Annotated in this window: 23 protein-coding genes; 7 read left to right on the forward strand and 16 right to left on the reverse strand. The window is 41.1% G+C overall.

Features of this window, described 5'->3' with window-relative positions:
* Window positions 1-61: 61 nt before the first annotated feature.
* A complete protein-coding gene (gene nadC / locus PF327_RS02105; protein WP_289401127.1) occupies window positions 62-880 on the reverse strand; it encodes a carboxylating nicotinate-nucleotide diphosphorylase in 819 nt (272 codons plus the stop codon).
* Window positions 880-1,887, reverse strand: a complete 1,008-nt coding sequence (gene nadA / locus PF327_RS02110) for a quinolinate synthase NadA (protein ID WP_008244391.1) — start codon at window positions 1,885-1,887, stop codon at window positions 880-882. The genes nadC and nadA overlap by 1 nt, the downstream gene beginning before the upstream one ends.
* 80 nt (window positions 1,888-1,967) lie before the next feature.
* Here nadA and plsY point away from each other — a divergent pair, with 80 nt between their 5' ends.
* From plsY to PF327_RS02135, 5 genes are all read left to right on the forward strand, one after another.
* Window positions 1,968-2,591, forward strand: a complete 624-nt coding sequence (gene plsY / locus PF327_RS02115; protein WP_289401128.1) for a glycerol-3-phosphate 1-O-acyltransferase PlsY — start codon at window positions 1,968-1,970, stop codon at window positions 2,589-2,591.
* A gap of 1 nt (window position 2,592) precedes the next feature.
* Window positions 2,593-2,919: a dihydroneopterin aldolase gene (locus PF327_RS02120; RefSeq protein ID WP_008244395.1), complete on the forward strand. Its 327-nt coding sequence runs from the start codon at window positions 2,593-2,595 to the stop codon at window positions 2,917-2,919.
* A gap of 74 nt (window positions 2,920-2,993) precedes the next feature.
* A complete protein-coding gene (hsrA, locus tag PF327_RS02125; protein WP_008244396.1) occupies window positions 2,994-3,668 on the forward strand; it encodes a homeostatic response regulator transcription factor HsrA in 675 nt (224 codons plus the stop codon).
* A gap of 290 nt (window positions 3,669-3,958) precedes the next feature.
* The gene (locus PF327_RS02130) at window positions 3,959-4,210 is read left to right on the forward strand and encodes a YfhL family 4Fe-4S dicluster ferredoxin (protein WP_008244398.1); all 252 of its coding nucleotides are present in this window, start codon (window positions 3,959-3,961) and stop codon (window positions 4,208-4,210) included.
* A 7-nt stretch (window positions 4,211-4,217) separates the two neighbouring features.
* Window positions 4,218-5,741 (forward strand): Ppx/GppA phosphatase family protein, encoded by a 1,524-nt coding sequence (locus PF327_RS02135; RefSeq protein WP_289401129.1) that lies wholly within the window; start codon window positions 4,218-4,220, stop codon window positions 5,739-5,741.
* A gap of 50 nt (window positions 5,742-5,791) precedes the next feature.
* Here the strand turns inward: PF327_RS02135 and bamA are convergent, their stop codons facing one another.
* The gene (bamA, locus tag PF327_RS02140) at window positions 5,792-8,083 is read right to left on the reverse strand and encodes an outer membrane protein assembly factor BamA (RefSeq protein ID WP_289401130.1); all 2,292 of its coding nucleotides are present in this window, start codon (window positions 8,081-8,083) and stop codon (window positions 5,792-5,794) included.
* 109 nt (window positions 8,084-8,192) lie between these two features.
* Here bamA and PF327_RS02145 point away from each other — a divergent pair, with 109 nt between their 5' ends.
* Window positions 8,193-9,035 carry a prephenate dehydrogenase gene (locus tag PF327_RS02145; protein WP_008244403.1) on the forward strand — a complete coding sequence of 281 codons (843 nt, stop codon included), beginning with the start codon at window positions 8,193-8,195 and terminating at the stop codon, window positions 9,033-9,035.
* Window positions 9,036-9,062: 27 nt separating this feature from the next.
* Here PF327_RS02145 and PF327_RS02150 read toward each other — a convergent pair whose 3' ends face one another.
* The 11 genes from PF327_RS02150 to leuS form a co-directional block, all read right to left on the reverse strand.
* A complete protein-coding gene (locus tag PF327_RS02150) occupies window positions 9,063-10,565 on the reverse strand; it encodes a BatD family protein (RefSeq protein WP_289401131.1) in 1,503 nt (500 codons plus the stop codon).
* A complete protein-coding gene (locus PF327_RS02155) occupies window positions 10,549-11,352 on the reverse strand; it encodes a tetratricopeptide repeat protein (RefSeq protein ID WP_289401132.1) in 804 nt (267 codons plus the stop codon). Before PF327_RS02155 ends, PF327_RS02150 begins: the two co-directional genes overlap by 17 nt.
* Window positions 11,349-12,320, reverse strand: a complete 972-nt coding sequence (locus PF327_RS02160) for a vWA domain-containing protein (protein ID WP_289401133.1) — start codon at window positions 12,318-12,320, stop codon at window positions 11,349-11,351. Before PF327_RS02160 ends, PF327_RS02155 begins: the two co-directional genes overlap by 4 nt.
* Before the next feature lie 2 nt (window positions 12,321-12,322).
* Window positions 12,323-13,240, reverse strand: coding sequence for a vWA domain-containing protein (locus PF327_RS02165; protein WP_289401134.1), 918 nt, complete (start codon window positions 13,238-13,240; stop codon window positions 12,323-12,325).
* Window positions 13,227-13,643 (reverse strand): hypothetical protein, encoded by a 417-nt coding sequence (locus tag PF327_RS02170; protein ID WP_289401135.1) that lies wholly within the window; start codon window positions 13,641-13,643, stop codon window positions 13,227-13,229. Before PF327_RS02170 ends, PF327_RS02165 begins: the two co-directional genes overlap by 14 nt.
* A gap of 5 nt (window positions 13,644-13,648) precedes the next feature.
* Window positions 13,649-14,476: a DUF58 domain-containing protein gene (locus tag PF327_RS02175; protein ID WP_289401136.1), complete on the reverse strand. Its 828-nt coding sequence runs from the start codon at window positions 14,474-14,476 to the stop codon at window positions 13,649-13,651.
* 11 nt (window positions 14,477-14,487) lie between these two features.
* A complete protein-coding gene (locus PF327_RS02180; protein ID WP_289401137.1) occupies window positions 14,488-15,435 on the reverse strand; it encodes an AAA family ATPase in 948 nt (315 codons plus the stop codon).
* Window positions 15,436-15,506: 71 nt separating this feature from the next.
* Window positions 15,507-18,476: a transcription-repair coupling factor gene (gene mfd / locus PF327_RS02185; RefSeq protein WP_289401138.1), complete on the reverse strand. Its 2,970-nt coding sequence runs from the start codon at window positions 18,474-18,476 to the stop codon at window positions 15,507-15,509.
* Window positions 18,463-19,629, reverse strand: coding sequence for a bifunctional folylpolyglutamate synthase/dihydrofolate synthase (locus PF327_RS02190; protein ID WP_289401139.1), 1,167 nt, complete (start codon window positions 19,627-19,629; stop codon window positions 18,463-18,465). The genes mfd and PF327_RS02190 overlap by 14 nt, the downstream gene beginning before the upstream one ends.
* Complete coding sequence (gene lptE, locus PF327_RS02195; protein ID WP_289401140.1) at window positions 19,626-20,162, reverse strand: LPS assembly lipoprotein LptE; 537 nt, start codon at window positions 20,160-20,162, stop codon at window positions 19,626-19,628. The genes PF327_RS02190 and lptE overlap by 4 nt, the downstream gene beginning before the upstream one ends.
* Before the next feature lie 3 nt (window positions 20,163-20,165).
* Window positions 20,166-22,607, reverse strand: a complete 2,442-nt coding sequence (leuS, locus tag PF327_RS02200; protein ID WP_289401141.1) for a leucine--tRNA ligase — start codon at window positions 22,605-22,607, stop codon at window positions 20,166-20,168.
* 224 nt (window positions 22,608-22,831) lie between these two features.
* Between leuS and PF327_RS02205 the strand changes: the two genes are divergently transcribed.
* Complete coding sequence (locus PF327_RS02205; RefSeq protein ID WP_289401142.1) at window positions 22,832-24,679, forward strand: DNA polymerase III subunit gamma/tau; 1,848 nt, start codon at window positions 22,832-22,834, stop codon at window positions 24,677-24,679.
* Window positions 24,680-24,694: 15 nt separating this feature from the next.
* Here PF327_RS02205 and PF327_RS02210 read toward each other — a convergent pair whose 3' ends face one another.
* A complete protein-coding gene (locus PF327_RS02210; protein WP_008244452.1) occupies window positions 24,695-25,507 on the reverse strand; it encodes a TIGR00282 family metallophosphoesterase in 813 nt (270 codons plus the stop codon).
* A gap of 9 nt (window positions 25,508-25,516) precedes the next feature.
* Entirely contained in the window at window positions 25,517-26,539 is a 1,023-nt protein-coding gene (locus PF327_RS02215; protein WP_008244453.1) for a beta-ketoacyl-ACP synthase III, read from the reverse strand.
* Window positions 26,540-26,619 lie beyond the last annotated feature (80 nt).

Consider the following 26,619-nt stretch of genomic DNA (forward strand, 5'->3'; position numbering starts at 1 on the left):
TCTTTCATGGTTTAATTCACACAGTCTGAGATTATATACAAAGAGTGTTAATGAAGTGTTACTACTCTACCTTCATAGACAAATCTATCCAATTTGCCTGATGAATAATAGCTCCCGAACTAATAGCATCGACTCCCGTATCGGCAATCTTTTTGATCGTATCAAGTGTCACATTCCCACTGGCCTCAAGCAAAATATGAGGATAATGTTCATTTCTATATGCAACAACTTTTACGGTCTCTTCTGTAGACATATTGTCGCACATCACGATATCTGCTCCTGCTTGCATGGCTTTCTTGGCCATTTCCAAACTTTCACACTCTATCTCAACCTTTGAAGTAAAAGGTATTTTTTGTCGTACCTCTTTCATAAAAGCATCAAGATCCTCTATGGTCTGTAAATGTGTATCTTTGAGCATAAGACAGTCATCTAAGCCCATACGGTGATTGATCCCCCCACCGCAGCGTACGGCATACTTCTCAAACTCACGCAATAAAGGTCTTGTTTTTCTTGTATCCAGCAACTTCACGCCCGTATCTTTAATGGCATCCACATAGGAAGCCGTCAAGGTCGCTATAGAACTTGCATGAATGACCATATCCAAAATAGAACGTTCTAAAGAGAGAATGGTTTTTGAGTCTCCGGAGATAAAAAGAAGCTTTTCACCTTTACTAAAACGGCTGCCATCATTTTTTTTCCACTCGAGTGTCAGGTCATACATTTTTGCAAAGGCATCTATATACTCCTGACCTGCCAATACACCATCACTTTTTGCAATAATATATGCGCGTATGGGCTTACTGGTACTGATACGAGAGAAGAGGTCTCCACGTCCTAGGTCTTCGGCCACTAAAGCCTTTAAAAATTTCTCTTTTAACATTATTTTATCGCCAGCATGCGTTCTAATGCCACATTGGCATATTTGATCGTATCAGGGTCCACTACGATCTCATTGATAGGCTTGTTATCCTCTATCGATTTGAGTGTATTGTAGAGATCTTCCAACGTTGTTTCATTCATCGTAGGACACTCCGGTTTAGTGGAGGAGAGGACATAAGTATTCCCTTTTCTCATTCTATTCACAAGATTGTACTCTGTACCGATGGCTACTTTTTGTTCAGGGTCAAGATCATTAACATACTTGATAAGCTGTGAGGTAGAACCTGAAAAATCTGCTGCAAGCACCACACTTGGATCACATTCTGGGTGTACAGCGATTTTAATGCCAGGGTACTTGTTTCGGTAGAACTCAACATCATCTACTGTAAAGAGCTGGTGTACAGAACAGAAACCATTGAAACAGATGATATCTGCCTCTTTAGGATCACACTCTTTCCCTTCTTCCTCTACACCGATCACACAAGATTTCAATCCCATCTGTATCGCAAAGTTCTGCCCTAGACATCTATCTGGGACAAAGAGGATCTTTTTCCCGCTCTCCAAACCTTTCTCAATGATCTTGAAGGCATTGGAAGAGGTGCATACAAGTCCACCCATCTTTCCTACCTTTGCTTTGACTGAAGCATCAGAGTTAATATAGGTAATAGGCAGGATATTCTCTTTGGCAATACCTCTGTCTACCATATACTGTACCGATTCGTCAAAATACGATCCATCCATCATACGTGCCATAGCACAACAGGCGATCTTTGGCATGAGTACACGTTTTTCAGGCGCAATAACCTTGACGCTTTGCCCCATGAAACCGACACCACAAAAAACGACCCAAGGGTTTGTATCTGCCTGACATCTGCGTGCCAGCTCGAGACTGTCACCCGTGATATCAGCCATTTCAAAGACTTCATCACGCTGATAATAGTGTGCCACTACTGTAACATCCAATTCTTTTTTTAGTCTGTCTATTTCTGCTTTATAATCTATACTCATCTTATATATCCTTATCTATTGTGGCTATTTTATCAAAATTCGGTTAAAATTGCAGTATAAATTTTTATTGTGGACGGATCATGGACTTTTTAACAAATCAGAATATTTTACTTTATCTCGCAGCCTATCTTATAGCCGGGATCCCTTTTGGATACCTGCTTGCTAAACAATTTGCAGGGGTTGACATCAAAGAAGCCGGTAGCGGTAATATAGGTGCGACCAATGTGCTTCGTGTAGTAAAAGAGAAAGATCCTAAACTGGCAAAAAAACTAGGGGCGATCACACTCTTCTTAGATGCTATCAAAGGTGCGCTTGTGATACTCGTAGCAATGATGCTTGATGCACCCGAAAGCGTACTCTGGACCCTTGCAGTACTGGCTGTCGTGGGTCACTGTTTTTCTGCATTTTTGTTTTTTGAAGGGGGAAAAGGCGTGGCTACCGGCTTTGGTGTACTGCTTATTATGATGCCTATCCCTGCGTTGATCGCTATTGTTGTGTGGCTGATCGCAGCCAAAGGATTGAAGATCTCATCACTCTCATCACTGATTGGGCTCGTAGCGTTCATTATCGCCTCTTATCTCATCTATCCTGAAGTACCTGGAATAGGTTCTCATGCACCTATTTGGATCATTGCATTTATCATCTTTTATAAGCATATTCCAAATATCGTAAGACTCTTCAAAAAAGAAGAAGGCAAAGTCTAATATGACCATTCACATAGAGGATCTAACTTTTGATGTGATCATCGGCTTACTGGACTTTGAGCGAGACAGACCTCAACGTGTTATCATCAACCTTCAAGCTTCCTATGATTACAGCGATGATCAGTTCATTGATTATGCAGATATGGTACTGCTGATACAAAATGAACTTAAAGAAAAGCGCTATGAACTTTTGGAAAATGCGCTTTTAGGGCTCAAAGAGATCCTCTACACTACCTACCCACAGCTACAAACACTTTCACTCAAGATTTCCAAACCGGATATCTTAACCCAATGTACAGTTTCCTTAAGTAAAACTTGGAATTTTTAAATTTTTTTTAAAAAGCGCTATTTTTTATGCTATAATATTAAATAAATCTTAAAGATTCAAAAAAGGTGCATGTTATGAGAATATTGATCATAGAAGATGAAGTGGCACAGAGTAAGACACTTTCAGATACGTTGACACAGGAAGGTTATCAGAATGATGTAGCTGAAAATCTTGATGATGCAAGATATTTTCTGCAGATCAGAAACTACGATCTAGTACTACTGGGATGGCCATCTGGCAGTGATAAGAATCTGGATATTATCTCTACTATCAAAACAGAAGCACACAAAACGTCCGTCATTGTTCTTTCTGAACGGGAGGACAAAGAGAGCGAGATCAAAGCACTGAGATCCGGTGCCGATGATTTTGTCAGAAAGCCTCTTGATTATGATATTTTACTGGTACGTATTGAGGCAAAACTAAGATTTGGTGTTTCTAACATTATCGAGATAGAAGACCTCATCATTAATCCTGAAGAAGAGAAGATCATCTATGAGGGTGAAGAGATAGAACTTAAAGGTAAACCATTTGAAGTCTTGACACACTTGGCTATGCATAAAGATCAGATCGTCTCTAAAGAGCAGCTGCTTGATGCGATCTGGGAAGAACCGGAGCTGGTAACACCGAATGTCATTGAAGTTGCCATCAACCAGATCCGTCAAAAGATGGATAAACCTTTAGATATCACTACGATCGAAACGGTCAGAAGACGCGGTTATAGATTCTGTTTTCCTAAAAAGATCTCATAGATCAAACGCCCCTAAGAGCACATTGAAGTATTTTCCTCCTCATTTGGATGAAAATACTTCATTCAGCATATAAAACTACTCCTTTTTACCATGCTATAATGAGAGATAGAGTCTATGATTTCATCAAAAAATATGGTACAAAATTGCTGGAAAAATAGATGATACATCCTGTTCTATTTTACCGAAAAACTACCAAAGTAAAATTTTATTATAAATTCACAGATAATTTAATTTAAGCATAAGCTTTGTTCCGTTATAACTCGTATAAATAACATAAGACAGAGGAAACCATGGCATTAATGATTACTGACGAATGTATCGCATGTGATGCATGTAGAGAAGAGTGTCCTAATGAGGCAATCGAAGAAAATGATCCGGTTTATATTATCGATCCTGACAGATGTACAGAGTGTGTAGGTCATTTTGACGAACCTCAATGTATCGCGGTTTGTCCTGTAGACTGTATTATCCCCGATCCTGACAATAGTGAGACCGTTGAAGAGTTAAAATTCAAATATGATAAACTGCAAGAAGAAGAGTAAATAATCTATGTCAAAACGAACTGCTATCATTGATATCGGTTCGAACTCAGCAAGACTTGTGATCTTTGAAAAAACAAGTCGATATGGCTTTCATCTGATTTGCGAACAAAAATCCAAAGTTCGTATTGGTGAAGCTGCTTATGAAAAAGAGGGGTATCTTCAACCCATCGGTATCAAAAGAGCCTACTTCACCTTAAAATCCTTCCTTCATACCATAGACAAATATCAGGCAAATAAAACACTTTGTATCGCTACGTCTGCACTGAGAGATGCACCGAACGGAAAAGAGTTTGTCCAGTGGATACAAAAAGAACTTGGACTTTCCATCAAAGTGATCGATGGCAACAAAGAAGCAAAATATGGTGGTATAGCTGCAGTGAATTTACTGCCTATCAGTGAAGGGATTAGTATAGATATCGGAGGGGGGTCATCCGATATGACACTTATAAAACATGGATACATCGTCGATACCTACTCCCTTGATCTTGGTACCGTAAGACTCAAAGAACTCTTTTTTGACAAAGGTGTGAACCCTTCAGAGATCAATGAAAAAGCTAAAGCATACATACAACATGAATTAGAGAAGCTTCCAGAGCATTTTAGACATACACTGGCCATTGGTATAGGTGGGACTGCAAGAACACTCTCTAAGGGTATTATGAAACAAGTTGCATACCCTTTAGATAAACTCCATGCTTTTACCTATAATGTGAGTGAACATAGATCCTACCTCGATGCCATCCCGCTCTCAAGTGCCAAGAACCTTAAACGATTCGGATTGAAAAAAAACCGTTATGACACCATACGTGAAGGGACACTGATCTTCAATGAAATACTCTCCCATATTGGTACAGAAACGGTTATTTCAAGTGCAGCCGGTGTAAGAGAAGGGGTATATCTTGAGCAACTTCTTAAAAAAGATAACCTCAAATTTCCAAGCCGTATTAATCCCAGTGTTACCTCTATCTTAGATAGGTTTCAACCTCTGGTCAATATACAAAAAAACCAGAAAACAAAACGTAAACTGGCTTCAAACCTTTATACAGTGCTGCAACAAGATATTAATGATAATAAACAGTATGAAAAAGAACTTCTATGGGCAGTAAAACTCTCCAGTATTGGACAAACACTGACGGTTTATAGATCACATCAACATGCCTTTTATATCGCCATGCAAGAGCTCAACCATGGTTTTACCCATGAAGAGATACTTCTTATATCATTCCTGTTGCGGATGAATGAAAAAGAGCTTTTAAACAAACCTCTCTTTACACACTACAAACCACTTCTTCCGGAAAAAAGTACACTGCTTTGGCTAAGCTTTATCTATACGCTTACCGTACTTCTACAAGAAGCTTCTAACAATGCCGGCATCACATTTACCTATACAAATAAAACGCTTCGTATCATCTCTGACAAACCCTTATACTTGGCAAAAGAGAAAGTAAAAGCTTTAGAAAAACCCATACCGTTTGCCATCATTATAGAAGATGAAAGTACATTGCCTAAAAATAAAAAATTGGGGATTTAAATAGGAGGTAGCGAGCAAGGAGTAAACCTTGCCTTTTGAATGGGGTGATTCTAGAATTTGGTTCCCATGGAGAACTCAAATGCTTGTGTTCGATCATCAACTTCTTCATCTATCGGATACGAGAATACGAGATTGATCGGTCCAAATCCTGACTGCCACTCAACCACCACACCCGTAGATGATCTTGTGATCTCATTAAAACTATCCTCACCGATCATACCGTAATCATAGAAGAATGCCAGTCTCATCTTTGCTGCCTCAGAAAGAGGAATACTGGCTTCAACACTTGCAGAGGCTCTATGTTTACCCCCCGTACGTGTATATGTCGTTGGATCCAATGGAGAAAGAGAGTAAGGGTTATACCCTCTGACTGATCCTATCCCCCCTAAAAAGAGTTTTTCCGCGATTGGAAGATATGCATCATCATCACTTAGAATCGTTGTCATTCTTCCTTTAAGGCGTAAGATAAGATCATAATCGATCCAATCTTCCAAGCCATAAAAGAATCCTACTTTTGCACTTGTCTTAAAAATATCTGCAAAACCACTAGGATATTGCGTCGCATTATAATCATCTCCATCCAATTGTCCATATTCAAAATTCAGTGCTGCGATCATTCCTTCTCTTGGTACATAGAAATCATCTGTGTTGTCAAAACTTATACTTGCAAACAGGGAAGTCTTTTTATACTGATCATTATAAAGATTAAAATAATAGTTATCGAACAATGTGGAATTTGTATCATTCATTGTTGACTGATTATCGACATATCCCAACCCCACGGAAGCATGGAAATATCTATAAAATTCCCTTCCTATGTTCACTGATCCACCTAACTGATCTTGTGTATAATCTATATACTCATACTCTTTTTTGTAAAGACTTACACCCAGACTATACATACTGTCCCACACTTTTGGATTGACGAAAGAGAGCGTATAATTAGTTGACCTTTTTGATACTTCAAAGCCTATAGTCGTATTGATACCCGAACCAAAGAAGTTTCTGTCTGAAATAGAGGCATTAAACATTAACCCTTCCCAACTTCCGTATCCACCACCCGCAGAGATCGTACCTGTGGAGGTCTCTTTTACTTTTACAAGAAGATTGATCTTGTCTGCTGAGATCCTTTGACTCTCAACATCGACTTTTTCAAAGAATCCTGTTCTTCCCAATGCATTCTTTGAGTCTTTAAGATCTCTGGCACTGAATGTATCTCCAGGTGCCAAATAGATATAACGGCGGATCACCCTGTCTTTAGTCGTGTCGTTACCCGAAATGATCACATCATTGATCGTCACAACTTCTCCTGGTTGAACTACATAATTAAGGTTAATGATCTTCTTTTCGGGATCTTTATGCATTTGCGGAGAAACTTTGACAAATGCATAACCAAGGTTACCGACCTCTTCTTCCAAAATACTTATATCTTTTCGCATACGCTTAATGTTAAATATTTTACCTTCTTTCAATATCAGTTCATCTTTAAGATCTTCGGTATCAAGCCCTTTGACATCCTGGGAGATGCCTATGGTTCCTACACGATACTGTACACCCTCAATAACTTGATAATCTACTTTAGCCTTATAAGAACCAAAATCTACCCTCATCAGCGGTTTACTTACATAAGCATCCAAATACCCATGTCTCATATACACATCTTTGACTCTATACGCATCATATTCAAGCTGGTCTACCGTCGCTTCACCATTATTTCTCCAAGGCATCCAACCAAGGAAATCTTTTTCTTTGTTCGCCAGCTCTAATTCAAGATCACTTTGAACCAACTCCTCAGCACCTACGAAGTTTTGTTCCTCGATAATGATCTTCTCACCTTTGTTGACATCAAACGCGATCGCAATACTGCTTTCCCCTATAGGTGTTGTACTCACATCAACCACTGTGTCGTAATAGCCTTGACTCTCCAACTTGGCGATCAGTGTTCTTTTGGCTTTCTTCACACGTCTCTCATCATAGAGATCACCCTTTTTAAGGCCTATACCCTCCAAAAGCTTCATACCATCATCACCTGATCCATACCCTTTGATATCGACATTTGCGATAGCCATTTTTTCTTTAAAATGATAAATCAGTATCCCACCCTGTTGGTCTACCCACACATCTTTAAAATATCCTTGCGCAAAAAATTTTTTAATAGAAGTATTGATCTTTCCAGCATTTATCTCTTCACCTACATGGATGCCGGCGATCTCTTTTGCAGATGTTGGAGAAAGATGCGAAAGACCTTCAAATTTAATCTGTGTGACTTTCTGAGCTGAAAGGAGTGAACCTATAAGCATCCAAGAAAGTAATATCTGAGCCAGTACCGTCTTTTTGATCATCATTAAGCCTTCGTGTAATTTGCCACTATTCTATCTGTTTTTCAATAAGAATCTCATAAGAAACAGATAAATCATGCTATACTCTTTCAAAAAAGAAAGTAGGTATTTTATGGCTAAAATCAAAGTCGGTATAGTTGGTTTAGGTCTGATGGGTGGTTCTTTAAGCCTTGCGCTTAAAAAACATTCCAAAGACTATTATTTCATAGGACTGGACCATAATGAACTTCATTGCTCACAAGCACTTCAACTCGGTCTCGTTGATGAAATCTGTACCTCTACCGAAGCACTCAAAAGCTGTGATATCATTTTTCTTAGTATACCTGTAGATGGCATTATCTCCGTTTCTCAACAATTAGGGCCTTTAAATGATAGATGTACCGTGATTGATCTGGGCAGTACAAAAGAGAAGATCTCTCTTTCTATTCCTTCAGATATCCGGCATCATTTTGTGGCGGCACACCCTATGACAGGTACCGAAAAGTTTGGGCCTACTGCGGCACTTGAAGACCTCTATACGGACAAAGTTGTCGTACTTTGTGACCTTGAAAAAAGTGGGGTACATCAACAAAATGTTGCCAAAAAACTTTTTACCGACATAGGCATGAATATCGTCTGTATGGATGCAAAGGAGCATGACAGACATGCTGCATTCATCTCTCATATGCCCCATGCGATAAGTTATTCCTTAGCAAACTCTGTCATGGCACAGGAAGATTCAAAAAGTATTGTTGCACTGGCAGGCGGTGGATTTAAAGATATGAGCCGTATCGCGAAATCTTCTCCCAATATGTGGGAAGATATCTTCCGACAAAACAAGAGCAATGTGCTTGAAGCCATCAACTCATTTCAGTCAGAACTGAAAAAATGCCAAAAGATGGTAGAGAATGAAGAGTGGGAGACGTTGAACGACTGGATGAGAGAGGCCAATACGTTACATGATATTTTAGACTGACACAGCCTACTAGCATTATGAAACTTTTCACGACTGCTTAACGCGATCCACCATCTCTTTAAGTATTTTTTTGTCTATCTGGACAGATGTATCACCGTTTTTACGGGCATAAAGTTTACGGACCATCTCTTCTATTTTGGCATCCTCGCTCATATGACCATACAGTATCTTCAATGCTTCTGACTCGTTATAAGGACTTTCCGTTCGTCTTATGACTAGAGGCAACCATTTTAGTGTAGACATGAACAGCATACCTAAAGCAAAAGCTGCTGCCAACATCCACCATGCTACACTTTTTACCTCTACCTCTTTTTCTACTACCACCTCTTTGGTCTGTACAGGTTGTGATATCTTTGTTTGCACCACACCGTTTGTATGGGGTTTTGCACTTGATGAAGATGCAGCCGATGACTTCTTAATGGTAATATCGTAGGCATTCACAGCTAGCTCTTTGAGCTGTTTATCTTTTGGTCTTAACATAGAAAAGCTTCGTGTGGGGATCCTAAAATCCTCTTCAGCTATAAAGGCAAAACTTTTACTGTAATTGCTATAGAGCTCTCCATCAATCACCTTCGTCTCTACCTTAGCTTCATCGCTATACACGGTTACTCCAGCTATCTCATATTTAGGGAATTCAAAACTTTCCAGGTTACCCTTCCCCTCTATCTTCACGGTTAGATTGACCGGTTTGTTGGCTTTTACCTCCTGTGCATCAATCGTTGTATCGATCGTGAAGTCTCCTACGAGATCACTCTCTTGAGCCTGAGGGAGAACTTCTATCTGCAACGTGTTTGATGCTGTCTGCTTCCATTTTGTTCCAAAGGTCATCCCGAAGATATCTCTTCTGCCTCTATCTGCTACACCTACTTTGGCATAGGCCGGGCTTACTGTAAAATTCCCTTCTGCTTGAGGGGTAAGAAGATAGCGTACCTCTTGAACCTGATAGTTGCCTTTGATATAGGCATTTTGATCACCCACATCTGTGACGGTAAATCCCGGGAAACTTGGCGGTGTATACTGTATATCCTGTGAGAGTCTTACACTGTTCTTCAAAGCAAAATAGACCGTCACCATGAGAGATTCACCTACCATCACCTTTGTTTTATTTGCACGCATCTGCAAAGAGAACATATCACCGTTCTGCCCTAATGATGCGCTGGATTTAACGATCTTTATCTCAATAGGCTGGGTGTTATACTTTTTGCCATCGATCTTCACTTCATAAGAAGGGATCGTTACATTTTGATCAGGAATAAAAGTAAAGGTTTTAGTCGTCGCATGCTCACTTTTCATTTTTCCGTTGATATAGCTATAAGAACTGCTACTTCCAGAATTCGTCCCAATGACTTTATGTCCATCGATCTTTTGAATATCCGGGAATTCTGCGTCATCTCCTATGGCTTTAATGCGTAGCTCAACAGCATTACCACTGACAACCTCTGTACTTGATACCGTGGCCTCTACACCATCGGCCCGCATCACTTGTAAGACCAATGTCAACACCAATAATACTTTACCAAGGTTTCGCATCTTCACTCCTTTGACCTTTTTTACCTTCACCCATCTGATACATCATCGTAGGTGTTTTTTTCTGTCCCATCTTTTTCATAAGACGTTTTAACTCTTGCTCTTTAAGCTTCTCCTCTTTACTCATCTTCTTGGGTTCTTTGGCTTCAGATGATTCGTTATCACCTTTTTTCTCTTTTTGGGCATCTGATTTTTCCTTATCACCCTCTTTTTTCTTCTGATCTTCTTTCTTTTTTTGACTTTTGTCTTTTTGATCTTTTTTTTGCTCTTGCTGTTTTTTATCTTGATCTTTTTGCTCTTGATTCTGTTTTTGATCCTGTTTCTGCTTCTTGTCTTGATTTTGTTCCTGGTTTTTATTTTGGTCCTGTTGGTCTTGTTTCTTTTGTTCTTCTTCTTTTTGCTTCTGTTTTTTTGCTAACTCAAGGTTGAATTTTGTATCTTCATCCTCTTTCACCTTCAAGGCTTTTTCATATGATTCAATAGCCTTATCCCACTCTTTTTTCTGGAACTGAGCGTTACCGATATTATGTAATCTAGTTCCTTCATCTACACCTTCTGCCTTTTCATAGGCTTTGATCGCATCATCATATTTTTTATCTTTGTATAATGCATTTCCTATGTCATACTGTTTTTGAGGACTCTTTGTATCTAAACTGTTTAACAGAGCGGCACTCTTACCATACTCTTTTGCCTCATAAGCTTTATTTGCCTCTTTGATGGTTTTGAAGTCGGTAATTCCGGCATGAAGCAAAGCACCTGTACTTAGCATCACTAAGATCATCCTTCTCATACTTTTCTCCTTCTGGGCATCGAACTCAATGAAATAAGCAGAAGCAACAGTCCAAGTCCCAATGGATAATAAAAATACTCCACACGCTCTTTCACGGTCACCTCTCCCTTCTGCTGGTTTTGATATTTGCCTTTTATCACGGAAACCAGCTGCTTTATATCTTCTTTTCCTGTACTTGCCACCACATATGCACCATCATTCTCTTTGGCTAATTCACCCAATGCATCGTTTCTTTGAGTGATCGCTATGGTACCGTCTTCAAGCGTGAAAGGTTTGCCATTCTCGTCGATCACAGGTGCTCCTTTTTCAGTTCCTACCAGTACAACATAAAGGTCGATCTTATTTGATTTCAGTATCTCTGCAAACCCTGCAATGGCTTCTTCATCTCCACCATCTGTAAAAAGAATAAGTATCTTAGGTTTCTTTTTTTCTAGTAAAGAGCTTGCCAGCTCACCCAAAGCGGAGAAATCTGTCGAACCCATGTTGATATAGCTGTCATCTACACCTTCCACCATCATTTTCAAGGTCTCTTTGTCACTCGAAAAAGGTGCCAAGACAAAAGGACTGTATGCAAAGGCCACTACACCTATCTCATCGCTCGGCATGGCATCAAAAAAGGTGTTCATCTTCTTTTTTGCGAAGGTCAAACGGTTAGGATAGACATCGGTACTCCGCATAGAACCGGAGATATCCAGTGCAGTCAACAATGTCAATCCCTGCACCTCTACTGTTCTGTCACCTTTTTCAATCACCGGTCTGGCCATTGCAACGATCATCAGAAAGAGTGCTAAGAGCATCAGTATGTTACGTACAACCATAGGCATACTCTCATCTGTCGCACTCAAACGTTTCAGTACCTTCTCATCAAAGATACGGGCAAGTCTCTCCTTATTTGTAGAGATGAGAAATGCAAAGATGACAAAAGGCACGATCAGTGCCCAAAAAAACTGCGGATTGACAAAACTCATCGCTATAAACCCCTACTGTTTCTAATATAGACAAACATCAACAGACTCAAAATGGCCAAGAAAAGCGGGTAGATATAGAGGTAGGTATGCTGTACGATCTTTTTGTCATCGATCTTTGTTGCCTCAAGCTTGTCTATCTCATCATACACTTGAGAGAGTGTCGCTGCATCCTGCGCACCAAATGCCAGTCCCTTACCTGCATCTGCCAATGCCTTCAGATACTGCGCATTATAATCACGGGTATCACCTACACCGATGGCATAGAGTTTGATATCACGCTTCTCTATCAAACTTTTCACATCTCCGAACGGTACCTTGCTCATATTATCTATACCATCGGTAAGTAAAATAGCGATCTTGGACTGGGCCTTGCTTTTGCTCAAAAGATTGTAACTCTGTACTATCGCATCGTTGATCGCCGTTCGTTTCCCTGCCATCCCCATCTCTTGCATTTTTGTGATATCTGTTAAAAACTTCTTTTCAAAGGTAAGCGGTGATGCGATAAAAGCAATGTCTGCAAATGTGACCATACCTATACGGTCATTCTCTCTTTTTTCTATAAAGTCACCCACGACTTCCTTAACGACATCAAACTTGTTTTTCCATGGATCGGAAGGGTCAAACCCTTGCTGTCGCATCGAATCACTTGAATCAATGATCAGTACGATGTCGCGTCCCTCTTTTTTTGTATTCGAGTAGCTTTTTGTAAGTACCGGAGAAGCCAAAGCGACCACAGCGGTTGTGATCCCTACCCATTTTAACACGGAGAGCAGGGAGGACTTACCTGCACTCTTAGCCATCAGTGTATTGACATGAGGGAAAAAAATAGCGCGGCTTCTCTCTTTACACCAGTGGCTGCAAAGAATGAATATGACTAATACCCCTAGTAGGTATGGATACTCAAAACTAAACTGACTCATCCGCCACCTGCACATAAAGGTTAAATTTATTCAGGGTATCCTGATCTACCGTATCTACCTCTTTTTTATATTTATACTGTTCAAGTAGTGGTTCGAGTTGAGAAAAAAGTTCTTTTCGTCTCTCATCTGTTGCCAAAAGTCTTGCATAATGTGTGGCTTCATACGCAGACTTCTTCGTCTCTTTCCAGTCTATCTTTTTCATGGCTTCAAGGTAGCCTTTGGCAAGATTGATCTTTCTGTTATCCCAAAGTTTTTTCGCTATAAAAAATACAATAGCCAGTAGCAAAAAAATAGCAAAGTCGATCAAACCCCAATAGATATAATAAGAACTGTCCGGTATCTCAAGTAAAGGTTTAATGTCTCTAAGTTGCTCGTTTACATTTGCTGTTTCATTCGTATCCATTACTATCACCTCATTCTTTTCATTAATTTGAGTGCCGGTTCTTCATGCGTATAGATCTTGGAGAACCGTATCCCCTGTTTTTTGAACTGTTTATAGAGTTTTTCATCATTGTCATGTAACGCTTTCTTGTAGTTTTTCAGTGTAGCACTGTTCACATCTCCTTCAAAACTCTGTTTACTCTCCATATCTATGAGTCTGAGATACCCAAGTTCAGAAGGATTCTCTTCAAACCTGTCACGTACCATCACGGCAAAGACATCATGTTTTTTACTCAGCAGTTTCAAGTCTATATCACCTACAAAGTCAGACACGATAAAAAGCAAAGACTTCTTTTTTAAACGGTTATGCAGCGTCTCGACCAAGGCAGAAAAATCACCCTCTTTTCCTATCGGGTCAAATGCATAGACATCTTCCACTGCTTTATGTACGGAAAAAAGTTTTTTACTTGCCTTGCTTGCTTCATACAGCTGATCTGCAAAGATCATATGTGAAAAGAGATCACTGTTCTTTACAGCAGAAAAACCAAGGGTAGCCACGACTTCAGCGATAATGTCCGACTTTTGTTTTACGGTGCCAAAATAGACAGACCCGCCGAGCATCGAAACCACCACGACATTAAGCTCCCGCTCCTCTTTGTAGATCTTTACAAAAGGTTTGCCTAGTTTTGCCGTTGTTTTCCAGTCTATCTTACGTACATCATCACCATAGACATACTCACGGAGCTCTGCAAACTCAAAGCCTTCACCCTGAAAGAGAGAGGCATTGTTTCCCAGCATATCTCCATAAACCTGCTTTTTGGTTTTTAGGATAATTTTCTTTACAGCTTTGTTCAAAACAAATACCTCTAAGGAATTGGAACAGCAGCTAAAATCTTCTCTATGATCTCATCTTGTGTCACCTCTTCTGCCTGTGCTTCATAAGAGAGTATGATACGATGGCGAAGGATCTCTTTGGCGATATACGCGATCTCTATCGGTGACACATAATCCTGCCCTTTCAAATAAGCGATCGCACGCGCAGCCTTATACATATCGATACTCGCACGCGGACTTGCGCCAAATTCGATATACGCTTCAAGCTCTTCAAGGCCGTATGCCTTAGGATCACGTGTTGCAGAAATAAGTTCTATGATATAGGCTTCGATCTCTTCATCCATATGCACCTGAAGCGCTTCTTCTCTGATCTTATTGAGATCTTCAATGGTCGCTACCTGCTGGATCTCTTCAAAGCTGTTATTCGCTACTCGTCTTGCGATCTCCAACTCTTCTTCTTTGGTGTTATAACCGACCACCACTTTCATCATAAATCTGTCAAGCTGCGCCTCAGGAAGTTCATAGGCACCTTCTTGTTCTACCGGGTTCTGTGTCGCCATGACCAAGAATGGCAGATCAATTTTGAAGGTTTCGTCTCCGATGGTCACCTGCCTCTCCTGCATCACTTCCAAGAGTGCAGACTGTACTTTGGCCGGAGCACGGTTGATCTCATCGGCAAGTAGAAGGTTGGTGAAAATAGGGCCTTGTTTGATCTTAAATGTATTGTTGGATGGGTCATAGATCTCAGTACCTATGATATCAGAAGGAAGTAGGTCCGGTGTGAACTGAACACGTTTAAAGTTCAGTCCCAGTGTCTTTGCCAATGCATTGACCGCGGTCGTTTTTGCAAGTCCTGGGACACCCTCTAGCAGGATATGTCCGCGACAAAGTAAACCTGCCAAAAGTCCTTCGATCATCTTATCCTGTCCGACAAGGACTTTAGAGATTTCTGTTTTGATGTTTTCTATGGTTTGACTCAAGTTACTCTCCTACATTTTTATGTGAAAAGTATACTTTTGTGAGGTTAATTGAAGGTTAATATCTGAGTCTACTACTTCAAATACCCCATGGCTGTAGCGATAATGTCATCATCATCCTTACTAGGTGATTTCAATACCACTCTCTCTTTGGCCTCATCTATGAATTCGATAAAGACATTTTCACCATACGAAGAGACTTTGGAGATACCTTTTTCTCGTGCCAGGACCTTCATCACGATCACATCAATGAACTGTCTGGTGATAACATCGAGCTTTCCAAACCGGTCTGCTATCTCTGCCTCGATCTCATAGACCTCTCCTGTAGTTTCGCAGAGTGAGAGACGCCGATAGAGTTCGAGGCGCAATCTGTCCTCTTCTATCAACTCTTCATTCAAATACGCATTAATGGAGAGTTTCATATCGATATTCTGTGCTACTTCCTTGTCTTGTCCTGAGAGTTCTTTAATGGCATCTTCAAGCATACGCAGATAGAGGGAATACCCTATCTGCTTGATATGCCCGGACTGTGCTTCACCAATGATATTCCCTCCACCCCGTATCTCAAGATCATGGAAGGCAAGGACTGCACCGCTTCCCAGATCGGAATGTGACTCCAATGCAAGCAGACGGCGTTTTGCATTCTCTGTCAACCGTTCCTTATCCGTGACCATAAAGTAGCAGTACCCCTCCTTAACTCCACGTCCCACACGTCCACGAAGCTGATGCAGATCTGCGATTCCAAAATTGTCCGCACCATCCACGATCATGGTATTGGCATGCGGCATATGTATCCCTGACTCTACGATCGAAGTAGAGAGCAGGACATCATACTCCCCGTCTCCAAAAAGCATCATCTCATCTTCCGTCTCTTTTGCGGAGATCTTAGAGTGAAGCACTGCGATGCGCAGTTTGGGAAGTATCTCAAGCAGTTGCTTCTTTTTCTCTTCTATCCCAGCGATAGAGTTAAAGACATAAAAGATCTGTCCGCCGCGCCGCATCTCACGGAGTATGGCTTCTTTTATCACTTTATCATCATAACTTTTCACAAAGGTACGTACCCCTTGACGCTCTGTAGGCGGCGTAAGGATCTCAGAGAAAGACTTGACTTCAGACATTGCAAGATTCAAAGATCTTGGGATCGGTGTGGCAGACATGCTAAGAAGGTGCACATCGATAGAGATCTCCTTGAGAGCCTCTTTTTGTTTTACACCGAATTTATGCTCTTCATCGATAATGACAAGTGCCAGGTTCTTGAACTTTGCTTTGAGTAGCGCATGGGTGCCTACAACCACATCTATAGTTCCTTCCTGCAACCCTTTAAGCGTAGCATTCTTCTCTTTTGTCGTAGAAAACCTGTCCAGTTTGGCTACTTTGATATCATGACCGGAAAAACGCTCTTTAAGGCTTTTGTAATGCTGTGAACTCAGCAGAGTCGTAGGGGCGATCATCATGGCCTGGTAACCATTTTTGACCGCTACGAACATCCCGTTCATTGCCACCTCTGTTTTTCCGAATCCTACATCTGCAGAAAGCAGTCTGTCCATCATCCGGCCTGAACTCATATCGTCCAACATATCGTTGATGGCACGTTCCTGGTCTTCGGTATGTACAAAACCGGCCTCTGCCATAAAGATAGCATGCTCTTCCATGTCGATTTTGAGTTTGATACCTTTTTTCAAATGACGTTGTGCAGAGAGGTTGATAATCTGTGAAGCGATCGCAAAAAGCTTCTCTTTGACTTTTTCTTTGAGCTTCTTAAAACTGGCTTTCCCCAGCTTGTCAAGTATCGGTAATACACCGCCTTCAGCTACATAACGGTCTACCACTTCAAGGTTCGAGACGGGGATGAGCAACGCATCTTCATTTTGATAATGCATCACTACAAATTCACTGGTTGCACCCAGTACATCACGTTTTTCTATCCCTTTAAAGATACCTACACCGTAATTTTCATGTACCACATAGTCACCGGGCTTCAGTTCATCCAGTACCAGTGTGGCTTTCTTTACCTTTTTACGTTTCACAGGTTTATTGAGTGAGAGTATCAGCCTGTCTGCACCTAAAAGATTGACGATACCCTCTTGGTAGACAAACGCTATATTTTGAAACGACTCCAGCTCTGACCCACGTACAATACTCTCATTTTTAGCGATAATCGTGATCTTTTTGTCTTTGTGTGATTGGAGTAATTTATTGGGGTCTACTGCTTCTAAATCACAATATTTATGCCCTTCCGGAATGGCTGGAAGTAAAAATGACTCCCGTGGTACAAGTGGTGTACCCAGCTCATAGACTTCTTTGAGTTCATCATCCAAAGCAGATGCCAAAACGCCGTCAAAAAGTGTTAAAGCACTCTCCCCCAGATCATCGAGGTGCCATAACCCCAATGAATCGATGTCTTTGACAAAGGTGTCATAATTGCTTCGTTCAGTTCTGCTTTTAAGGGCTTCATGCTGGGTTTTATTAAGCGCCAAAAATGCCGGTGTAAAAGTCAAGGATTCCAACTCATCATTGGAACGTTTCTGAGTACCTTCATCATAGTACTGGATGGTCTCTACTTCCTCATCAAACAAAGAGATACGGTAAGGTTTGTCTGCATCTATAGGATAGATATCTATAATATCACCACGAAAAGAGACCTCCCCATGACTCGCAGCAATATCCGTAAAATGGTATCCCCACTGATAGAGGGTATCCTTGAGTTCCTGCATATTTAAAGTATCACCGAATTCTATAGTGCGGGTCTCAAACAGTTCTGCTTTTGGGAAAGGGATAAGCAATGTACGCAACGGTGAGACAAGTATCTTTTTCTTTGTACTTTTATAGAACGAAGCCAACTGTATAAACAATAGATGTATCTCTTCATCATACGCACGCAGATCTTCCCCTACACTCACTCGAAGGTCTGGTAGTACAAAGGTGTCAAATCCAAGTAAAACGGCTATATCCCGTATCTGAACTGCTTCCTTGTCATCTTTACAGATAAGGAGTTTTTCTTCCTGTAACCCTTCTAGGTATTCGTAAATATTACTTTGGTACATCACTCTTCTTTTGCATCCTGTTTAAAAATTCTTCTACAACATAAAATGACCCAAATACCAGGTACTGCTCATTTTTGTCTATCTTACCCTCAAAGTAGCTATAGTCAATACCTACTTTTTGAATGGCTTTTTCTATCTCGCTTAAAGTGGTCGCTCGTTGTGAATCGATGGGAATGATCTCCACATGTTTGACTTTGGGTTTCAGTGTTTGCAGCACTGCTTCATAATCTTTATCATCAAGACTGTTATAGATGAGAACCACCTTTTTATCTAAAGCTTTCTCTATGGCCTTTGCCGCTAAAGGATTATGTCCCACGTCGATACGGATGTTTTTTGTCAAGGGATAAAAACGTCCAAAAAGTTCCAATGTGCGTAGATCATCGATCTGATAGGAGATATCCAAAATATCCAAAGCCTGTAGTGCCACTGAAGCATTCTCTACCAGATAATTGCCCCAGGATCTTTCCTCTGCAATAACTCCTAATTGTGTCACTCTCTCACTTGGACATTTGGAAAGATAGAGTTTAGCACCCTTCACCTCTGTTATCTCTTTGGCAACTTCTAGTACCTCATCATAGACTTGTGGTGCCAGTAACACCTTTTTTTGGATACTTCGTATCTTTGTACCGGCTATGGCTTCGATACTTTCACCCAAAAAAGCCTGATGGTCAATGCCTATAGGCGTGATGACAGAGAGTGCTTTATCACAGACATTCGTCGCATCAAATTCTCCGCCCAATCCAGCTTCCAAAACCATCAGGTCGCAATTTTCAAAGACAATAAAAGCCAACAGTGTCGTATACTCAAAGTAACTCAAACTTTCACTCAACGCTTTACCCAGGATACCAAAAAGTCTTTGATGCGCCACTTCAAGCACTTCATCTGTACTGTCACGGCCATTGAGCCAGATACGTTCATTGAACTTTAAGATATGGGGGGATGAGAAGTGTCCCACCTTAAGACCGCTTTTATAGGCCAGATGCGCGATCATACGGCCAGTTGAACCCTTTCCGTTGGTACCTACGATATGCACGGTTCTAGGGTGTTTAATATGAGATTTTAATTGTCCGTAGGCGATGTGTACACGCTCGTGGTCTATCTCTTTATAGTAAAGAGGTTTATTTTGAAGAAATGTATCAAAAGAGTCCATCATTTTACTTCTTTTAACATTCCTTTAGCACTCACATATGCCAAGAACTCATCCAATGCTTTCCCCAGTCCTATACGTATAGCGTCTATTCTCAATGCAGAAGAGGTCAATGAACTTGCCTGAATATCTGATTCAACAATACTACTAATGGTTTTCGTTTCTCTACCTGCTTTAGTTACCATATCAAACTTCACTCTGATAACTGCACGGTACCGAGTGACATAACCATTTTCATAGGAAAGTGGTATAAAGCTGCTTCCTGCATAAGAGAGTCGGATTTGACTTTGTGCCTCTTCTTTAGAAACGATACGCCCCTTAAATCGTGTGTAGACCAGACGGTTCATCTCATCTTTTACATAAGGTGCATTTTCAGGCTCAGCCCTATCAACAAGCACCTCTACATACACAGTATCGGAAAAAACATGTTGGATCACATGAGAAGAGGGTTTATATCCGCATGCACTGACAAGTAACATCATACTAATAGTCATCCAAAATTTTACAGTAGTACGCATACGTCCCTCTCTTCTTATCATTGTTTAGCTCGGTTTTACAGCTAAATTGACCAATTTATTCGGTACAACGATCTCTTTGACGATCTGCATGCCCTCAAGCCACTTAGCACCTTCTTCTTTAGCTTTTGCAAGGATCTCATCTTGGCTGGCACTAGGAGAGATCTCAAACTCCGTACGCTTCTTCCCGCCGATCATCACAACATAAAGGATGCTCTCTTGAACAAACACCTCTTCTTTTACTTCAAGTAGTGCTTTGAGGTTTTCCCTTTCAAAGAGTACTTCACTCAGTTCACTTGCTGCATGCGGGATGATAGGCTCAAGGAGGTTGAGCATCACATACATTCCCTCGCTCCATACCTCAGTGCTTTCTTGTTTATCAAGCGCGTTCATCGCCTCCATACACGCTGCAATCAGTGTGTTGAACGCAAATGTCTTTTCGTATACATCTGCTGATTTCTGTAATGCCTCATAGATCTTTTGACGTGCAAGTTTAGACTCTTTTGAAAGGGCTCCGTGCTCAATCACAGGCAATGTTTTACTTGTGACTTTATCCGCTCTGTCATAAAGTTTTTTAATAAATCTGAAGGCACCCTCAACAGCATTATCATTCCACTCAAGCTCTTTTTGCGGTGGCGCAGCAAAAAGGATAAAGAGTCTTGCCGTATCTGCCCCATACTCTTCGATAAGCTTATCAGGGTCTACGGTATTCCCCTTGGACTTACTCATCTTCGCACCATCCATGGTAACCATCCCCTGTGTAAGCAATCTGTTAAACGGCTCATCGATATTGACATATCCCAGGTCACGAAGTACTTTCGTGAAGAACCTTGCATATAGTAAGTGAAGGATCGCATGTTCGATCCCGCCGATATACTGGTCAACACCCAGCCAGTAATTCGCTTCTTCTTTATCGATACCTACCTCATTCCACTTCTTAGGATTGGTTGCATAACGGAACTGGTACCAGCTTGACTGTACAAAGGTATCAAGTGTATCTGTTTCACGAATAGCCTCTTCTCCACATTTTGGACACTTACAATGTTTCCATGTCGGATGGTTTTCAAGCGGATTTCCTTCACCAGTGATCTCTACATCTTCAGGCAGGGCAATCGGAAGATTTTCTATCTTTTCAGGTACCAGTCCACAAGATTTACAGTGAACAAACGGGATCGGCGCACCCCAGTAGCGCTGACGGCTTACACCCCAGTTACGTAGCTTGAAGTTAGTCGTACCCTTACCAAATCCTGCCTCTTCAAAGGTTGCGATGACTTTCGCCTTAGCCTCATAATTATTCAATCCGGTAAATGCAGCGGAATCCACCAATTCACCCTCACCCGTATATGGCAGTTCTTCTCCACCGCTGATCACTCTTTTGATCGGAAGGTCATACTTGCTTGCAAACTCATGATCTCTCTCATCGTGTGCAGGTACAGCCATAACAGCACCGCCACCGTAACTTGCAAGTACGAAGTTCGCTGTCCATACCGGGATTTCTTCTCCTGTGAGTGGATGAACTACAGTGATTCCAAGCGGATATCCCTCTTTGTCTGCCTGTGCTCTTTCACGCTCACTCATATTTGCAATCACTGTGATCTTACCTGCTGTCTCTTCATCGATTAAGTTATGCTCTACGATGTACTTCGTAATAGGGTGTTCTGCAGCAAGTGCCGAGTAGCTAACACCGTAGATCGTATCAGGACGGGTAGTAAATACTGAGTATGTGTCAAACTTGCCGTCAAGCTTTGCCTTACTCTCTTCGCTCAGTTCAAATTCAAACTCGAGTCCCTGAGACTTTCCGATCCAGTTGTTTTGCATAGTAAGTACCTGGTTTGGCCATTTACCCTCAAGCATTTTCAGGTCTTCAAGCAGTTCATCGGCATACTTGATGATATCGAGGTAATACCCCGGCATCTCTTTAAGTTCGACAGGGTTATCACAACGCCAACAGCATCCCTCTTCCACCTGCTCGTTCGCCAAAACCGTATGACAATCTTCACACCAGTTTACTGTCGTGGATTCACGAAAGAGCAATCCCTCTGCAAACATCTTGATGATAAACTCCTGCTCCCACTTGGTATAAAGCGGATCACAGGTAGCGAACTCACGTGTTTTAGAAAAAGAAAGGCCTAACGAGTTAAGCTCTTTTCTCATATAGTCGATGTTAGAATAGGTCCAATCTTTTGGATGACGTCCATGCTTGATCGCAGCATTCTCTGCAGGCATACCGAATGCATCCCAGCCGATCGGGTGCAGTACGTTGTAGTCTTGCTTTCTGTAGTAACGCGCGATCGCATCACCGATTGCATAGTTGCGTACGTGACCCATATGCAGTCTTCCGCTAGGAAAAGGAAACATACTCAAAATATACTTTTTCTTCTGAGTTAAAGAATCTGATGGCTCAAATGCCTGCTCATCGTCCCACTGTTTTTGCCATTTGGCTTCAATCTCACTTGGATTGTAACTCATATTTTCTCGCTTCATTGTTGTGATTATTTAATAAGGGGGATTATATCCAATATGGGGTTAGAGATGCATTGAAAGGGATAGATATCTTATCCCCCCTCTACCTTATGTCCGTGTGTCAAGAGTTACTTCCAGAATCCAAACTTATGTAAAATATTATTGTCACTTTTATACCAATCAAAAGTAAAATTTAACTACAATAATAGCAATAAAACCAAGGAGTTTGTTTGTCTTTAGCATTAGCAAGAAAATACCGTCCTGCAACCTTCGATGACCTCATCGGACAAGAATCAGTTTCACAAACACTCTCACTTGCACTTGAGGGCAAAAGACTCTCTCATGCCTACCTTTTTTCGGGACTAAGAGGAAGTGGTAAGACATCGACCGCACGTATCTTTGCTAAAGCACTACTCTGTGAAAAAGGTGCGACTTCACATCCTTGCGGTACCTGTACACATTGTATGATGGCAAGTGAAAGCAGCCATATGGATATCATCGAAATGGATGCCGCTTCCAACCGTGGTATAGATGACATTAAAGACCTTATTGAACATACCAAATACAAGCCGAGCTCCGCACGTTACAAGATCTTTATCATCGATGAAGTGCATATGCTTACCAATCAAGCCTTTAATGCCCTGCTTAAAACACTTGAAGAACCGCCTGATTTTGTGAAGTTCATTCTCGCAACGACAGATCCGCTAAAACTGCCTGCGACCATCCTCTCCCGTACACAGCATTTCAGGTTCAAAAAAATCCCTCAAAACCTTGTACTCAAGCACTTGGAACATATCCTGGACCTTGAGAACATCGAGTATGAAAGAGAGGCTTTGGACATCATCGCGCGTTCTGGTGCGGGGAGTCTGAGAGATTCTCTAACGTTGATGGATCAGGCCATTGTATACTCTAAGAATTTCGTTGATGTGAATACGGTTACAGGGATGCTTGGTATCATTGAACCTAGTCACTTGGAGACATTGCTCTCCGACATCATGGCCAAAGACACGGCAAAAGTATTAGCCTTTATCAAAATGGCAGCAGACTATGAAGCTGAAATGATCCTGGATGAATTGACACTCTATCTCAAAGATCTGCTGCTCAATGCCAAAGGCAAGTTCAGCCCGATGATCATAGAGCGTTTCTTCAGGGTAATTGCAGAATCTAAAAGCTTACTTGCTCTTGGAAGTGATAATGGATTTGTACTCTCCCTGGCGCTCTTTAAAATGATGGAGTCTTTAGAGATCAAAGATATCGATACCATGATACGTGGCTTGGAACAGGAGCTCCAAGGAGTTGAAGTCTCTGAGATCATGGTGACCACTCCCTCAAGTGATTTGACTGCATCCTCTGAGGTCATCACGATCACTGAAGAGGAGATTGACGCTACACTTCCTAAAACTGCAGCACCTAAAGCAGAACCTGTCATAGAGGAGAAAAACGATGAAGCTTCACCTGAGATTACAGAAACACCGGTCATAGACAATGAACCTACTTCTCCTATACAAGCTGCACAAGAAGAAAAAGCTCCTGCCGATATACAACCGGTAACCCACCCAGAAGTCATACAACCTTCTACACCAGCCATAAACCCACATCAAAAAACATTTGATGCCCTGGTACAAAAACTGTATGACAGAGACTATGATCTAGGTGCCTGTTTCGAACGTAATATCTCTTTTGAGAACTTTGAAGATAATAAATTGACATGGGCTTCTATGGCAGAAGGTGAAGATAAAAAAATGCTCATTACACATTGGGGACTGATCAATATGTTCGTGAAAGATATTTTCGGTTTTGAAACGAAGATTGTAAATATCCCTAAAAAAAAAGTGAATAGTGCTCCCCTAGAGGAAGAAGCAGAGGAGCCTCAAAAAGAGGCTCCTGTACATCAGGATGCAGATTCGGCTTCCATGATAGAAGATATCGAAATGAAAAGCTCCTGTATCGCTCCGGATGCCGGAGAGACAGAAGCAGCCAAAGAGAAAGATCCCTCCACCTTGCTGGAAGAACCTATGATTAAAGAAGCTATCGCTCTCTTTGATCCTAAAAAAGTAAGGATTAAGCGTAATACCTAAAGAGAGTTCTTCTCTTTAGATATCCATCCATGCCTGTGTCACAATTTTGGGTTTATCATCATAGATCTTGATTTTCTCAGCCCCTATACAGCGCCCTTCATCATCGAGTTCAAATACAACCATTTGAAGGAGTGCTTTACATTCATCAGGTACATTGAAATGACCTCCAAGTCCTGTAAGTACTCTTTTAAGTGGTACTTCAGAATCCATTCCTATCACACCGTCCCGACAACCGGTTAAGCCTACATCTGTTACATAACAGCAGCCTTCATGGATCTGCAGATCATCTGTCGCAACATGGGTATGGGTTCCAAGTATTGCAGAGACATCATCTTTAAGCATATGCAGGATCACCTGTTTCTCTGAACTTGCTTCAGCATGCATATCAAGAATGATGTGTTTAAAGCCTTGTGCTTTTAACTTCTCTACCTCTTCAACGATCATCGTAAACGGATTATCAGCCATGGGCATTGTATAATGCCCCATAAGATTTAAAATCGCTGTTTTATGTCCCAGAAGCGTTGTTTCATAAATACCTTTGCCCGGTGTAGCCTTAGGATAGTTCATAGGACGTATAAGAGGGTAACGCTCAAAGATATCAAGGATCTCTTTTTTATCGAAACTATGGTTACCACCCGTCATCATATCGATGCCGTACCCCAGTAGTTCAATGCAGTTTTTTTCCGTTAAACCAAAACCATGACTCGCATTTTCATAGTTGGCTATCATAAAGTCTACAAAATGCTCTTGTTTGAGACGTTTTAAATGACGTTTGATCATCAAACGCCCTGGTTTACCTACAATATCACCGATAAACCCTATTTTCAATTTTATACCCTATTTAGTGTTTGATTTTCCAGTAAAAGGAAGCAGTGCACTGGCCCATGTTAAGCCGCCACCGAAAGTATCGAGTAGCATAAGATCACCTGTTTGTAGTCTGCCTGATTCCCAAATATCATTCAATGCCATAGGTATGGAAGCAGCAGAAGTATTCCCGTATTTACCTACAGTAAGAACCACCTGATCCTCTCTCATCTTCAGTGCATCCCCTACTGCTTTGATAATACGGTAATTTGCCTGATGCGGGATAAAATGCGGTATATCATTCGCATTGATATTATTTTTGGCAAGTATCTCTTTGACATCTTTTGTCAATGTTTTCACTGCCAGTTTAAAGGTTTCATTTCCCTTCATTTGCACAAAATTAAGCCCTTGATCAATCACCTCTTGGCTTGCAGGATGCACTGCACCAGGTGCAGGTGTCACCAAAAAGTCTGCATAAGATCCATCTGCACTTGCATGGATATCAATAAAGGCTTCATCTTTATTCGATGTAGCCGAGATTACTGCAGCACCTGCACCGTCACCAAACAGGATACAAGTACTCCTATCTGTATAGTCAACAACGGAAGAGAACTTTTCCGCTCCAACCACCAGAACATTTTTCTTCATTCCAGACTCTATAAATGCTTTTGCGATCGTAAGCAGATAGACAAATCCACTGCATGCCGCAGAGATATCAAAGGCTTGAACATCTCTAATACCGATCTTGTCTGAAATAAGACATGCTGTAGAAGGCATATTGAAATAATCAGGTGTCACAGTTGCACAGAGAACCAGATCTATCTCATCTTTTGAGAGACCTGAACGCTCTATTGCCAATTCACAGGCTTTTGCAGCCATATCACTTGTATACTCATCTTCTGCAGCTATATGACGCTCTTTTATACCCGTACGCTTTACGATCCATTCATCGGTGGTATCTACCATCTTTTCAAGATCTGCATTGGATAAAATCTTTTCAGGTACATAAGCACCTATAGATCTGAATGCCGCATATATGGGTTTAATTGGTGACATAGTTGTCCTTAACGAATAATATAAAGTCTGTTATTTTACCATAAATTTATAAGTTTTAGGGGGTGTTTTCACTTGGTGGC

Origin of the sequence: Sulfurovum xiamenensis (assembly GCF_030347995.1) — a bacterium.
GTDB classification, from domain to species: Bacteria; Campylobacterota; Campylobacteria; order Campylobacterales; family Sulfurovaceae; genus Sulfurovum; species Sulfurovum xiamenensis.